The organism is Mycoplasmopsis gallinacea (assembly GCF_900660495.1).
GTDB classification, from domain to species: domain Bacteria; phylum Bacillota_I; class Bacilli_A; order Mycoplasmatales; family Metamycoplasmataceae; genus Mycoplasmopsis; species Mycoplasmopsis gallinacea.
Map to the genome: position 1 here is coordinate 130,579 of NZ_LR214950.1, position 15,507 is coordinate 146,085.

Sequence of the window (15,507 nt, forward strand, 5' to 3'; positions counted from 1 at the left end):
AATATATTTCTATTTTAAAGATTTAATAACAAAAAAAAAAAAAACAAGTCTAAAATTTGTTTTTTTGTCCCTAAAATATGGTATAAAAATAATTTAAGGGATTTTTTTATTGCAAAAAATAAAATATTCATTTTTTTAATTTAAAAATTTCGTTAATTTTTAAAAAGTTGTTTTTTGTGTTTTTTTTGGCACTTTTTTTAATTTTTGTATGAAATTACGTGCTTTAATGATAATTAAAAAATAGCAAGGGTTAATTTGCTATTTTTTAATTATCTGAAATACAAATTAGGCTGCTTCACCAAAAAGTCCTCTTTGTCTTTGGAGAACTGTTCATAAACGACCATCTACTCCTGTGTCTTTATATTTATAAAAATCAGCGATGTAAGCAATCTCAAGGCAAATTAAAACAAGTAAAACAACAATTAATAAAATCATAAGTGCTACTAAAATTTTTTTCTTTGTTGTTCAAACTGTTTTTTGTTCTTCTTGTTGATTGTTTTCGTTTTGTGTTTCTTCTTTGATTTCTTGTACTTGTTTTGTTTCTAATGACATTGTTTATTCTCCTTGCTTAGTCAGTTTTTCTAATTATAATACAAAAGCGCTATTTTATTAAATCTATTTAAAAACTGTTGAAATATTTTTTTAAACCTATTTTTAGGGCTAAAAATCTTTTTTAGCTTCATTTAGAATTGAGTTATATAAATTAAAATATTTTCCTTTATTATCTAAAAGTTCAAAATGTCTTCCTTGCTCAATAATTTTCCCTTTTTCTAAAACTACAATATTGTCAGCATTTATAATGGTGCTAAGGCGGTGAGCAATAATTAATAAGGTCTTTTTGTTACTTAAATATTTAAGTGCTTCTTGAATCTTTTTCTCAGTGATAGTATCGATATTTGAAGTAGCTTCATCCATAATAATAATTGGTTTTTCTGAAATTAAAGCTCTAGTAATTGAAAGAAGTTGTCTTTGACCTTCAGAAAGATTTCGTCCATTATTAATTAAAATAGTTTCATAACCTTTTGGAAGAACACTAATAAATTCATCTATTTTAGTGAGCTTGCAAATTTCTAAAAGCTTTTGATTGTCAATATTTGGATTGACCATTTTTAAATTATTAAAAATGGTATCTTCAAATAAGAATGTATCTTGAGAAATAATTGCAATTTTGTCTCTTCAAGATTTTTGATCAATTTTAATTGATCTTTGATTATCAATTAAAATATCTCCACTGCTTGGTTCATAAAATTTAGCTAACAGTTTGGAAATAGTACTTTTTCCACTTCCAGTATGCCCTACTAGTGCTAAACTGGTTTGTGCAGGTATTTTAAAACTAATATTACTTAAAACAACATTATCTTTTAAGTTTGGATAGTGAAAATTGACATTTCTAAATTCAATATCACCTTTAATAAATTTAAGAGAATCAAGTTTTTCATTTTCAAAAGGAATTTTATATTCTAAAATTCGTTTGATTCTATCCCAAGATGAAAGACCATTTTGTAATGTATTTGAAAAGCTAAGTACAGTCATAATTTGACTAGTTAGTGATGAAATATACATTGAAAAAGAAGTAATTACCCCAAAATCTAACTCTTTAATTCCATAGCTTGGAATTTTATTTAAGAAAAAATAAGTGCTTAATGACACAATAATTAGCTGATTTACAATGTTAATAAAATTATAGCTTGGGTGTAAAATGTGTCAAAAAAGAACTGATTTTCTTCCTGCATTTCGTTCGTTTAAACTAATTTGTTTAAACTTTTTATATACTAAATTTTGCTTTTGATGGATTCTAATATTTGGAAGTGAATCTAAAATTTCTTCAATATAACCGTTATATTCTCCATATGCATCTTGTGCTTTTCTAAAGTGTTTTTTGGTTTTTGAAATTATATAAATGAAAATAATACCAGTTAGTGGAACTAAAATAATTGAAATAAACCCTAAAATTGGTGCATATAAAAACATTAAAGTGGCATTTAAAACAAAAGTAAAAATGACCCTTAAAATGTTTGAAATAATACTTGAAAGTGAGTTAGCTAAATTTTCAGTATCATTGCTAATTGCAGCCATTAAATCACCAGTTTTTTCATTTTCAAAAAAGTTCATTGGCAGACTTTGAATTTTCAAATACAAAGTTTCTCTTAAGTTTTTAGTATATAAATTAAAAGCTTTTGAAAGCATCAGTGAGTTAAAAATGGAAATGAGCTTTTCAAAAATGTAAAAGAAAAACAAGATAATAACTAAAAGGAAATAGAAAGAATATTGTTCTTTTCAAATCTGTTCAAAGCTGTCGCTACTAAAAAAGTGGCCTACTAAAAAACCGATATATCAAGAAATTAAACTACCAATTCCAGCTGTTAAAAAGACAAAAAGAAAAAGTAAAAATCATTGCTTTTTACTAAATGGTAAAATTGAGAAAATTTCTTTAAGGTCTTTAAATGAAATTTTCTCACTGCGTTTTGATATTCTGATTCTCATTTTATTTTTCCTTTTGACTTTCGAATATTTCTTGATAGTATTGATTATCTTTTAAAAGCTGCTGGTGAGTTCCGCTTCCTACTATTTTACCTTTATCTAAAACAATGATTTTATCTAAGTTTTCAATTGTTCTAATTCTTTGTGAAATGATAATAAGGGTAATATCTTTAAAGTTGTTTAAAATTTCTTTTTGAACGTTTTTATCAGTTTGATTGTCTAAAGCACTAGTGGTATCATCTAAGATTAAAATTTTTGGTTTTTTAATAATTCCTTGCGCGATACTAATTCTTTGTTTTTGACCACCACTTAAGTTAATTCCGTGCTGACCAATTATTTGTTCATAACTGTTTTCATATTCATTGATAAAGTGAGATTGTGAAATATTAATTGCTTGATAAATTTCAATTTCAGAAGCATTTTCATTAGTTAAAGTAATGTTTTCTTTAATTGAACCACTTAAAAGCATATTCTTTTGCATAACTGCAGAAAGATTGCTTTTTAAATAATTTGTATCAATTAAGTTTAGGTCATAACCACCAATTTTAACTGTTCCTTGATCCGGAAGAATTTCTCTAGTAAGTAAATTCACAATCGTACTTTTTCCACTTCCAGTAGATCCAATTATTCCAAGTGAAGAGTTAGCCTTAACATCAAAAGTAATATTTTTAAGAGCATCTACATCTGGATTATTAGGGTAAATGTAAGAAACATTCTCAAAAGCAATCGATCAATTAGTAGGCTTAATTTCACTAATAACATCTTTAATTTTGCTTTCTAAATTTAGTACTTCATAAATTCTTTTTGAGCTAGCGCTGGCTCTAAATAGTTTATTTGATTCAAAACACACTTGGAAAATCCCTGAAGAAATAAGTGAAAGGTAAGCTAAAAATTGATAGATATTTCCAACTTGGCTTTGGATATTATCATTTGTATAATTTTTGGCCATGAATCCAAAAATTATAAATACTAAAATATTTCCAATTGAAATGCAAGCATGAATAATCGGTCATGCTAACGAATCTCTGAAAGATACTTTGTAATTTAGATTAAGTAAGTTATTATTTTCTTTTTGATAATGCTTAAATCTAGTTTCTTCTAAATTGTAAGCTTTAATTAGTTCAATTCCGTTAATATCTTCTTTTGCATTATTTGCTAATTTATCTAAAATGTAATTTTCCTTTCTAAATAAAGGAAAAAGAAATTTAATTGCTACAACTGAACCAATAATTACAATAGGGATATTTACAAAAATAGCAATTGATAAATGTAAATCTAAATTTAACGAGAAAAAGACACCTCAAATAATTAAGAATAAACCATTAAATAAAGAACGACATAACACAAAAAATCCAGAATTGATTTTACCAATATCATTTCCAAAATAAGTAATGATTGCAGCTTGTGAAAGATTGGTAATATCATCTTTGCTTAAGTGAATAATTTTGTCAAATAACTTTAACCTAATTAAATGACGAATATGGCTAATTGTATATTCACATAATCTTTGTGAAGCGAATCATAAAATTAAGTTAAGAAGTCCTGAAGCAAGAACTAAAATGATTAAAAATTGATACACACTTAAAAAAGAAGGTGGATAAATTTGTCAGTGAAAAATTCTAACAACTTCAATAACGTTGTTATGATCGCTCATTATAATGAATTGCTTTATAAACTGCGGAATTAGCATTTCAAAAAAGCTTGGCAGAATTGAAATTAAAGCACAAAGCAAAATTCTCAGCTTTGTTTTTGTATTTAATAAATTCAAAATTCTAATCATAATAAAATATTATAAACATTTAAAATGAATTAAGCTGGTGAATAATTCTTGTTATAGCATGAAAATTTGTGCTTGTTAATTCTTTAATCATAAAAAGATATAAATTAGAAAAGTCACACGCAAATTTAATGCATGTGACTTTTCTAATTTATAAAATAAATATCAATTTAGATGTTTTGATCATATTATCATAATTATTATATGTAATAATATTCATATTATTTGTATATTGTTTATACTCTTATATTTGTTTCTTTTGTGTTTCTTTTGTGTTTCTTTTGTGTTTCTTTTGTGTTTCTTTTGTGTTTCTTTTGTGTTTCTTTTGTGTTTCTTTTGTGTTTCTTTTGTGTTTCTTTTGTGTTTCTTTTGTGTTTCTTTTGTTTATAACTTCTCTACTTTATAGTATGAAGTTTTAAAGTTTATTAATTTACTATATACATTTCACTGGAAAAATTATTAATATCCTCTTTGTATTTTAGGTTTATTTGCTTCATGGGATTTACAAACTGCATTGTCACTATTTATTCATTTTTTGCACTAATTTTTTATAATTTAAACATTAAAAAAGCATTGTTATTTTTTTGACACTTAACTTGCGCGTCACTTTTCCAATTTTTGTTTGAATTATTGCATTTATAAATTAAAAAAAATTTTATAAAGATAATGGTGAGATCCAAAAACTCACAATGAATATGTTTATAGATGCTTTGAAACTTATAACAATCACAACGAAGACTGTGAATGATAAAGTTGTAAGTGAAATCAAGAATAATTTAGACCCAGTGCATAAGGAATTAAACAAAATATATAGTGATTTTCAATATGCCGTTGATAGTCTATCATTGTAATTTAAAAACGCAAAAAACGAATACGCCTTATTTGTAGGTGTATTCGTTTTTTCTTCATTACAACTTGGAAACTCAGGATATAAAAGTTTAATTATTTTCAAATTTTTCTATATTTTAGTCTTATTCGTTTTTTTAGTTTGTAAACTGTCAAACTATTATTACTAAAGTAATTGTTCCTAAACCAAAAAGCCACGTCATTACAGCGCGACTTTTTGGATTAAATGAATTATTTGTGATACTTAATATTATTTACAATTGAAAAACCACGGTAAATTTGCTCAATAAGCATTACTCTGAATAATTGATGTGGAAAAGTCATTTTTGAAAAATTGACTTTCCTTTCCTGAGTTTCCAAGTTGAGCCTATTTTTTAGGCTTATTTTTTATACATATATCAAAGATATATGACCTAAAGAAAAAAATGTTTTTTTACTTACATTACACACATAAAATGATATAATAAGAGCATGAGTTACAGTTTATGCAAGAAAAAACAAAATGGAAAATATTATTTAGTTTTAGCTATTTCTAAAGGTTTTAAAAAAGGTTATGGAAATCAGGTTGGTCTAGGATACTGAGAAGATATCAAAGAAAAGTATGGATTATCTTCAATTGAAGATATGAAAGAAATAGCAAAAAAAGTAGATACATCTTTAGATAAAGCTATTGCAAAAGAAGAATTTTTTAAATTATTAAAACCCACTTCTGTAAAAACAAGTATCCAAAATATTGGAGTTGATTTAATTTATAAAGTTATTAAAGAATTAGATTTATTTTCAGTATTGCCAAAAAGTAAACATAAATCGTTAGAAGAGGTTTTGGAATTTTTCATAGCAACTAGAATTATCCTTCCAAGAAGCTATATGTCACAATATAAAAATAAAAGCGATTTTATAAATGATATTAATGTTAAAAAATCATCAATATATAACTATCTTGATGTTATTTTTGAAAATAAGAACTCTGTTTTAGTCAATTTATTTCAAAAAATAAATGAATTTACAAATCGCAATAATAAAGTTATTCACTTCGATAACACAACAGTTTATTTTGAAAGCTTTACAAGAGAAGGGATGAGAAAAAACGGTTTTTCAAAAGACGGAAAACACAATGAAGATCAAGTAGTCATAGCAATGGCTGTAGACGAAAACGGAATACCAATACACTATAAAGTTTTCCCAGGTAACACGGCTGATGGTAAAACAATGTTATCCTTCGTTTTAGAACTTCAATCAATCTATAAAATAAAGGATATTACAATAGTTGCAGATCGTGGAATAAATAACAACGCAAACTTACGTTTCCTAGAACAAAAAGGAATTAAATATATATTCCAAAAAAGATTAGATACATTAAGTATTGGGATGAAAAAATTCATTCTTGAAGACAAACATTATGTTTTTAGAGATGAAATGTTTTGAAAAGAACAAATTGTTGAATCTGTTTGAAATAAAAATAGATTTAATGGTAAATACAGAAAATGATGTGTGTTTTTCAGTCCTGGGAAAAAGACTTTAGATAAATTAAAAAGAAATAATTTTATTGATAAATTGAATAAGAAAACTGTAAATGGAGAACTGCCACTTAGTTCTTTAGTTCCAGAATATAAAAAGAAATATATGGACATTGATGGCAAAACAGTGGGTAAATTAAATTGAGAGAAAATTAAGAAAAAAGAATCTGAAGATGGTTTTTACATTATTGAAACCAATATTCTAGATTTAACACCAGAAAAAGCTAATGAAATTTACAGAAAACAATGAAAAGTAGAAGAAAATTTCAGAACATTAAAATCTTCTTTACAAGTTAGACCTGTTTTTGTTCATAATGAACAGCATATACTTGCACATCTTTTATTATGTTTCATTGCTCTTGTTGTTTTAAAATACTGTCTTTATAAATTAAAGAAATATTATGAAATCAATGGAGAAATACAAAAAGTGACGTTAGATTTATTTGTGGATTCATTAAGAATGATGACTATAACAAAAAAAGAAGTAAATGGAAAAGTGGTACAAGAAATAATTAATGATTTGGATGAAAACCACAAAGAAAATATAAAAATTTATAAAGATTTCATCGCATGTATGAGTTAATTCTATGTGTGTAATTTTAAATGTAAAAAAACGAATACACCTTATTTATAGCTGTATTCGTTTTTTATAGTGTCTCAACTTGGAAACTCAGGATTATTACTAAAGTAATTGTTCCTAAACCAAAAAGCCACGTCATTACAGCGCGACTTTTTGGATTAAATGAATTATTTGTGATACTTAATATTATTTACAATTGAAAAACCACGGTAAATTTGCTCAATAAGCATTACTCTGAATAATTGATGTGGAAAAGTCATTTTTGAAAAATTGACTTTCCTTTCAAAATAAGATTCATCTACTCCATTTGATCCGCCGATAACAAAAGTTGTATTATCAATATTAGTAAAAAGTGAAGCAAATTCGACTGAATCATATTGTTTGGCTTTAGTTGATAAATAGATAACATTAGAGTTTTTTGGTATCTTACTTAAAATCATTTCAGTTTCTTTTTTAATTTTTAATTCAATATTATCGATTTTTTGTTCCTTAATTTCAATAACATTGACTTTGCAGAAAAACTCAATTTTCTTGACATAATCATTAAAAAGAACTTGGTATTCTTTACTAAGTGAACCAACTGCAACAATATTAAGCTTCATTGTTTCCTTTTTTAGATTTTAAGTGAAAAAGAAGCATTTGAATATCTGCTGGATTAATTCCGCTAATTCTTGAAGCTTGTCCTAAATTAATTGGACGAATTTTTTCAAGTTTTTGCTTTGCTTCAGTAGCTATATTATTAACTTGTGAATAATCTAAATTGGCTGGAATTACAATTTTATCTAGCTTATTCATTTTATTTGCTTCTTGCTCTTGTTTTTTGATGTATCCATCTAATCTTACAATTGTTGTTAATTCGTTTTTGAACTCAAAATCACCAACAACATCACTAGCGGCTACTTCAGGACGAGCAAGCACTTTTAACATACTTACACCATTTGTAATTCCGTATTTAAGAGCTAAATCACTTTTTGAAGAAACAAATGAATTTTCTAATTCAGCAATTTTATCTTCGATTTTTTTGTATTTATCAAGAACTTTTTGATAATCATTATCACTAATTAACCCTACCATATGTCCATATTTAGCAAGACGGATATCTGGGTTATCATTTCTAAGTAAAAGGCGATATTCAGCTCTAGAAGTAAGCATACGATATGGTTCTTTAGTTCCTTTAGTTACTAAATCATCAATTAAGACACCAATATAAGCATCATTTCTTAAAAGCACAAGACCTTCTTTGTTTTCAAGTTTTTGTCCTGCATTAATCCCTGCAATAAGACCTTGAGCAGCAGCTTCTTCATAACCGCTAGTACCGTTGATTTGACCTGCGGTGAAAAGATTTTCGATAATTTTAGTCTCTAAAGTAGGCTTAAGTTGAAGTGGGTTAATTGCATCATACTCAATAGCATACCCTCATTTTTGAACCTCACAGTTTTCAAGCCCTGGAATGGTTCTAAGCATTTGGTCTTGAACATCAATTGGCATTGATGTTGACATTCCATTAACATAAATAATACTTCCATCAGCTGTTTCGGGTTCAAAAAACACTTGGTGTCTTTCTTTATCAGCAAAACGCATTACCTTATCTTCAACACTTGGACAATATCTAGGTCCAATTCCTTCAATTAAACCTGAATACATTGCAGAGCGGTGGATATTATCTTGAATAATTTTATGTGTTTGAGCATTTGTGTAAGTTAAATAACATGAAATTTGCTTATCTAATTTCACACCAGAACGAGCAGAGAAACTTAAATATGAATCTTCTAAGTTTTCTTTTTCAACTTTTGAAAAATCAATTGAATGAGCATATACCCGAGCTGGAGTACCAGTTTTTAATCTTTGAATTTCAAAACCTAAATTAGCAAGCGACTGACTTACTTTTGGTGTAGTTTTTTGATTATCAGGTCCAGAAACTGTTACTTCATCACCACGAAGAATTCTTGAATTCATATATGTTCCAGTTGTGATAACACAAACTTGAGCATTTAAAACTCCATTTTGCTCTAAAACAATCCCGGTAAATTTATTACCATCAGTAACAATATCAGTAGCAACATCTTCGATGATAGTTACATTTGGATGTTTTGAAAGTGCTTCAAAAATTATTTGTGAATATTTTTCTTTATCAATTTGAGCTCTTATCGCTCTAACTGCTGGCCCTTTTGATTCATTAAGCATTTTAATTTGAATCATTGCTAAATCAGAAAAATACCCTTGAACTCCTCCAAGCGCATCAATTTCACGTGTAATAATACCTTTGGCAGGCCCTCCGATCGAAGGGTTGCATGGCATCATTGCAATTCTTGTTTTATCAAAAGAAACAAGTGCAACTTTATGACCTTTATTTGCAAGTGAAAAAGTTGCCTCAACTCCAGCATGTCCTCCACCAATTACGACTGCTTCAAAATTTAAATTTTTATTATTCATAGTATTTATTATTTTACTAAAAAAATTAAATTAATTTATAATATAAAAACTATGAATAAATGAGTAATTTTTAGCGATGTAGATGGCACAATCTACCCATTTCCTAATAAGGAACTTTCAAATGAAATTATTAACAAAACTAAGGAATTAGCTGATAAAAATATCCCTTTTGTAATCAATACTGGTAATGGTCCATATGAGAAAATACAAAGATTAGCTAATGAACTTTCAGGAAGATACATTGTTTGTTCTAATGGAGCATTGATTTTTGACAACTTAGAAAAAAGAATTTTAAACATTGAATATATGCCACTTAAAGAAGTGGAAAAGGTATGACAAATTTCTGATAAGTTAGGTATTGGACTTTACTATTTTGGAACTCATCAATACTACTTAAAAGACTTTAGCAAAGAAAATACGGAATTTCTAACTCGTTTTTGTGAGTATGACCAGTGAAACACTGAAGGAAAAATCAATCAAGACATTCATAAAATCGAAGTTTATGGAAATAGAGATGAAATTGAAAGATTTTACCAAGAAATATCAAAAATTGATATTGACTTAAATGTTTGCAACTTAAAAACTCACATTGAAATTACTAAAAGCGGAATTTCTAAAGCAAGCGGAATTAAATGACTTTGTGATAATGTATTTAATTGCAATCTTGAAGATGTTATGGGAATTGGTGATAGTCCAAATGACATTTCAATGCTTGAAACTGTTGGTTATTCATATGTTATGGATAATGCTGATCCTGAAACTAAAAAAGCAGCTAAATATTACACTTCAGATGTACGTCAAAATGGACTTGCTGAAGCAATTGATGATTATTTATACCGTAGCGATTATGAATTAAAAAGAATGATTTCACAACAAAAGTCAAAAAAATAGGTAGCAAAAATGAAATATTTCATAATATTTTTAATTTGTTTATTCTTAATAACACTTGTGTTATTAAGTTTTTTACTTTTTAGAAATATTTATATGAATAAAACTTTTAATAAAGTTACCAAAATTAAAAATGAAATAAATTATCTTATTTCTTATAATCTTTCAACACTTTCAAAGTATCAAAGCATTAAAAATGAAAATAAAACTTTTGATAAAACTTATGATGATCTTAATTCGCTAAATCAATTTATCAGCAGCTTTGTAACTACCTTAAAAAACATTTTTGACCAAATTAAGGAACATTATAAAAACAAGCAAATCATTCAGTTTTATCGCAAAGTGAAAGAATTTAATTACAACCACAATAAATTTAAAGGTTATAATAGCAAATTTGAATCACTTACATTTGAACTTAATCAAAAATGAAACACTTTTGATAATGATTGAGATCGACTTTTAGATGCACTCACTGAAACGCAGTATTTCCTTGATTCAAGCAAGGAATTTATTCCTAATACTTATGAAAAAGCAATTGTGCTCAATTATGAATACCGCTCTAATTTAACTAGCTTTAAGAACCTAAGAAAAAGCGGAGATTTTAAGCATACTAATGAACAAATGATTGAATTTTCAAAGCAAATTCAGCAATATATTCAAATTTGTGATTCACTTAAAAAATTAGACTGAATTTTGTTTGTCGCACTTCCAAGTCAAATTAAGTTTATTAAAAATAAATCTAATTCTTATGATCATAAATTTTATGATAATCTATCCAAAGAAGTTCTAAGTTTGCAAAATGAATGAAATGAGCTTTCTTATAATCAAATCATCCACAAAATTAAAGCAATTTATCAACTCCTTTTTGAAATAGCAAGGGAAAATCATAATAAAAACTTAGTTGAATCTTTTAATGAAAATAACGCTCATTTTTTAGAAACTATTATAAAAGAGATTCAAGAAGATAAAATTGATCAAAATGTATTTAATGAGCTAAAAAACATTGCTAAAAGCATTTCTATAGCTAAAAATTACTCAAAGACTCTAAGTTTATACAAAGAATTTATTGACAAAGCTTCAAATGCATTCCAAAGTAGGCAAAACAAAGAAATAAAGCGCAGCTCCTATTTTCACAAAATGCAAGCTTTTAATATTGAAGTATTACAAACTATATCTTTATACAAAGAATTAATTGAAGATAAAAATTGAACCAGTAGTTTTAAAGCAAGAAAAATAAAGCTTGAACTTGATAATTTTTACCAAGAAAATTTATTAAAATTAACTAAAGAAACAGTGATTAATCTTAGTGAAAATAAATACAAATGAAATAACTGAGTTGATCTAATTTCACAGGGAATTAAAATTGTAAGCGAAAATTCAGCTTACAAAAAATTAATTAATGAACTAAGAAAAGTTTTAACTGATAAATATCAATATTCATCTAAAAAAAGTGAATCTATTAATGAAATTTTTACATTAGCTCAAAACGAATTAAAAAACAATGATTATAAAATGCTTTATCGTGATTTAAAAGATAAACTTAAGGAGAAAAAATATGTATAACAAGATTTTAATTAGATATGGAGAACTTGTTCTTAAAAAGAAAAATCGAAAAACTTTCATTAAAACATTAGAACAAAACATCCAACACATCACTGGTGAAAAACCACAAGTAGAATTTGATCGTATGTACCTAAATTACACTGAAGAAAATTTAAAAAACTTAAATTATGTTTTTGGAATTAGCTCATATTCTCCAGTGGTTGTGGTAGAAAATGATATTGAAATTTTTAAATCAACTATTTTAAAAATGGTGGATCCAGCTGCTAAAACATTTAAAATTGCAGCGCGTAGAAACTTTAAAAAATTTGAACTCACTTCAGATCAAATTAATCATGCTTTAGGTGGTTTTGTTCTGAAAAATACCCAAATGAAAGTAGATGTTCACTCTCCAGATCAAACTTTTTATGTTGAAGTTAGAAATGGACGTACTTATATTTTTTCAAAATATATAAATGGGCTTGGTGGACTTCCTGTTGGCGTATCTGGAAGAATTTTGCACCTTATTAGTGGGGGATTTGACTCTCCAGTAGCTGCTTATGAACTTATGAAACGGGGACTTAAAGTTGATTTTTTAACTTTTATCACTCCTCCACAAACTGATCAAAGAACTATCGAGAAAATTTCAAATCTTACTAAAGTACTTGCTAAATATCAACGTTCATCAACTCTTTTTATTTGTGATTATAGCGAACTTATGAACTACATATCTTTTGTTTCTAAAGAATCATATAAAATCACTTTAATGCGTCGTAGTTTTTATCGAATTGCTGAAAAAATGGCTCTCCAAAAAGGCTATTTAGCTGTTTCAAATGGTGATAACCTTGGTCAAGTGGCTTCACAAACACTTGAATCACTTGCCACAATTGGAAATGCAACTTCAATTCAAATTTTCCGTCCGCTTCTTACTTTTGATAAAAACGAAGTTATTGATATTGCACGTAGAATCGGTACTCATGATATTTCAATTATTAAAGCTAATGAAACTTGTGAGTTATTTGCCCCTAAAGAACCTGTGACTAAACCTTCTTTACAAACTGCTTTAGAACTTGAAAAAGAGCTTTATAACTTACCAGAAATGGAGCAAGAAGCTTTTGAAAATGGTATTGAGATATTAAACTTCAAATATAGAGATTAATGAAAATTGCAAGCAGTTATTGCTTGTAATTTTTATAATTTATTATAATTTTGTTTTACAATTTTATTTTCAATTATCACTCTGGTTGATGTATAATGTAAAATGTATCTAATATTATTGTTAGATATCTATATAACTGTAATTAAGTTTTTAACTTAATATTGCGCGCGGGTTCCATGCGCAAACCTGTTGATACGGTCCTTTATATGTGTATTTTATAGTATCATAACAAAATCCTGAACCCAAAAAGAGACAAGTGATTGTCTCTTTTTTATTCAAATTTTATTCCTGTATACTAAGTTATATAAAACAACGAGTAACTCTATTATATAGGATTATTCGTTGTCCTGAGTTTCCAAGTTGAGACACTATAAAAAACGAATACAGCTATAAATAAGGTGTATTCGTTTTTTTACATTTAAAATTACACACATAGAATTAACTCATACATGCGATGAAATCTTTATAAATTTTTATATTTTCTTTGTGGTTTTCATCCAAATCATTAATTATTTCTTGTACCACTTTTCCATTTACTTCTTTTTTTGTTATAGTCATCATTCTTAATGAATCCACAAATAAATCTAACGTCACTTTTTGTATTTCTCCATTGATTTCATAATATTTCTTTAATTTATAAAGACAGTATTTTAAAACAACAAGAGCAATGAAACATAATAAAAGATGTGCAAGTATATGCTGTTCATTATGAACAAAAACAGGTCTAACTTGTAAAGAAGATTTTAATGTTCTGAAATTTTCTTCTACTTTTCATTGTTTTCTGTAAATTTCATTAGCTTTTTCTGGTGTTAAATCTAGAATATTGGTTTCAATAATGTAAAAACCATCTTCAGATTCTTTTTTCTTAATTTTCTCTCAATTTAATTTACCCACTGTTTTGCCATCAATGTCCATATATTTCTTTTTATATTCTGGAACTAAAGAACTAAGTGGCAGTTCTCCATTTACAGTTTTCTTATTCAATTTATCAATAAAATTATTTCTTTTTAATTTATCTAAAGTCTTTTTCCCAGGACTGAAAAACACACATCATTTTCTGTATTTACCATTAAATCTATTTTTATTTCAAACAGATTCAACAATTTGTTCTTTTCAAAACATTTCATCTCTAAAAACATAATGTTTGTCTTCAAGAATGAATTTTTTCATCCCAATACTTAATGTATCTAATCTTTTTTGGAATATATATTTAATTCCTTTTTGTTCTAGGAAACGTAAGTTTGCGTTGTTATTTATTCCACGATCTGCAACTATTGTAATATCCTTTATTTTATAGATTGATTGAAGTTCTAAAACGAAGGATAACATTGTTTTACCATCAGCCGTGTTACCTGGGAAAACTTTATAGTGTATTGGTATTCCGTTTTCGTCTACAGCCATTGCTATGACTACTTGATCTTCATTGTGTTTTCCGTCTTTTGAAAAACCGTTTTTTCTCATCCCTTCTCTTGTAAAGCTTTCAAAATAAACTGTTGTGTTATCGAAGTGAATAACTTTATTATTGCGATTTGTAAATTCATTTATTTTTTGAAATAAATTGACTAAAACAGAGTTCTTATTTTCAAAAATAACATCAAGATAGTTATATATTGATGATTTTTTAACATTAATATCATTTATAAAATCGCTTTTATTTTTATATTGTGACATATAGCTTCTTGGAAGGATAATTCTAGTTGCTATGAAAAATTCCAAAACCTCTTCTAACGATTTATGTTTACTTTTTGGCAATACTGAAAATAAATCTAATTCTTTAATAACTTTATAAATTAAATCAACTCCAATATTTTGGATACTTGTTTTTACAGAAGTGGGTTTTAATAATTTAAAAAATTCTTCTTTTGCAATAGCTTTATCTAAAGATGTATCTACTTTTTTTGCTATTTCTTTCATATCTTCAATTGAAGATAATCCATACTTTTCTTTGATATCTTCTCAGTATCCTAGACCAACCTGATTTCCATAACCTTTTTTAAAACCTTTAGAAATAGCTAAAACTAAATAATATTTTCCATTTTGTTTTTTCTTGCATAAACTGTAACTCATGCTCTTATTATATCATTTTATGTGTGTAATGTAAGTAAAAAAACATTTTTTTCTTTAGGTCATATATCTTTGATATATGTATAAAAAATAAGCCTAAAAAATAGGCTCAACTTGGAAACTCAGGATAATTTTGTTTTACAATTTTATTTTCAATTATCACTCTGGTTGATGTATAATGTAAAATGTATCTAATATTATTGTTAGATATCTATATAACTGT

10 protein-coding genes and 2 pseudogenes are annotated in these 15,507 nt (G+C 26.6%); 5 read left to right on the forward strand and 7 right to left on the reverse strand.

Annotated elements, in window-relative coordinates; translation table 4 throughout:
- Positions 1-285: 285 nt before the first annotated feature.
- From EXC51_RS00420 to EXC51_RS00430, 3 genes are all read right to left on the reverse strand, one after another.
- Positions 286-552: a hypothetical protein gene (locus EXC51_RS00420; RefSeq protein ID WP_129620017.1), complete on the reverse strand. Its 267-nt coding sequence runs from the start codon at positions 550-552 to the stop codon at positions 286-288.
- 108 nt (positions 553-660) lie between these two features.
- Complete coding sequence (locus EXC51_RS00425; protein WP_129620018.1) at positions 661-2,484, reverse strand: ABC transporter ATP-binding protein; 1,824 nt, start codon at positions 2,482-2,484, stop codon at positions 661-663.
- A 1-nt stretch (position 2,485) separates the two neighbouring features.
- Positions 2,486-4,261, reverse strand: coding sequence for an ABC transporter ATP-binding protein (locus tag EXC51_RS00430; RefSeq protein WP_129620019.1), 1,776 nt, complete (start codon positions 4,259-4,261; stop codon positions 2,486-2,488).
- 619 nt (positions 4,262-4,880) lie between these two features.
- Between EXC51_RS00430 and EXC51_RS00435 the strand changes: the two are divergent.
- Positions 4,881-5,109: pseudogene (locus EXC51_RS00435) on the forward strand (IS1634-like element ISMsy1 family transposase); the annotation flags it as partial.
- A 226-nt stretch (positions 5,110-5,335) separates the two neighbouring features.
- Here the strand turns inward: EXC51_RS00435 and EXC51_RS00440 are convergent.
- Positions 5,336-5,449 (reverse strand): annotated as a pseudogene (locus tag EXC51_RS00440) (23S rRNA (pseudouridine(1915)-N(3))-methyltransferase RlmH); the annotation flags it as partial.
- Between the two features lie 126 nt (positions 5,450-5,575).
- On the opposite strand from EXC51_RS00440, the gene EXC51_RS00445 reads away from it, so the two are divergent.
- Positions 5,576-7,204, forward strand: coding sequence for an IS1634 family transposase (locus EXC51_RS00445; RefSeq protein WP_129619975.1), 1,629 nt, complete (start codon positions 5,576-5,578; stop codon positions 7,202-7,204).
- 164 nt (positions 7,205-7,368) lie between these two features.
- On the opposite strand, the gene EXC51_RS00450 is transcribed toward EXC51_RS00445, so the two are convergent.
- Positions 7,369-7,803, reverse strand: a complete 435-nt coding sequence (locus EXC51_RS00450; protein ID WP_129620020.1) for a 23S rRNA (pseudouridine(1915)-N(3))-methyltransferase RlmH — start codon at positions 7,801-7,803, stop codon at positions 7,369-7,371.
- A complete protein-coding gene (gene mnmG, locus EXC51_RS00455; RefSeq protein WP_129620021.1) occupies positions 7,793-9,634 on the reverse strand; it encodes a tRNA uridine-5-carboxymethylaminomethyl(34) synthesis enzyme MnmG in 1,842 nt (613 codons plus the stop codon). Before mnmG ends, EXC51_RS00450 begins: the two co-directional genes overlap by 11 nt.
- 51 nt (positions 9,635-9,685) lie before the next feature.
- Here mnmG and EXC51_RS00460 point away from each other — a divergent pair, with 51 nt between their 5' ends.
- The 3 genes from EXC51_RS00460 (at position 9,686) to thiI (ending at position 13,220) form a co-directional block, all read left to right on the forward strand.
- Positions 9,686-10,525: an HAD family hydrolase gene (locus tag EXC51_RS00460; protein WP_129620022.1), complete on the forward strand. Its 840-nt coding sequence runs from the start codon at positions 9,686-9,688 to the stop codon at positions 10,523-10,525.
- 93 nt (positions 10,526-10,618) lie between these two features.
- Entirely contained in the window at positions 10,619-12,085 is a 1,467-nt protein-coding gene (locus EXC51_RS00465; protein WP_129620023.1) for a hypothetical protein, read from the forward strand.
- Positions 12,078-13,220 (forward strand): tRNA uracil 4-sulfurtransferase ThiI, encoded by a 1,143-nt coding sequence (gene thiI / locus EXC51_RS00470; RefSeq protein WP_129620024.1) that lies wholly within the window; start codon positions 12,078-12,080, stop codon positions 13,218-13,220. The genes EXC51_RS00465 and thiI overlap by 8 nt, the downstream gene beginning before the upstream one ends.
- A 438-nt stretch (positions 13,221-13,658) precedes the next feature.
- Here the strand turns inward: thiI and EXC51_RS00475 are convergent, their stop codons facing one another.
- Positions 13,659-15,287: an IS1634 family transposase gene (locus EXC51_RS00475; protein ID WP_129619975.1), complete on the reverse strand. Its 1,629-nt coding sequence runs from the start codon at positions 15,285-15,287 to the stop codon at positions 13,659-13,661.
- Positions 15,288-15,507: the final 220 nt, after the last annotated feature.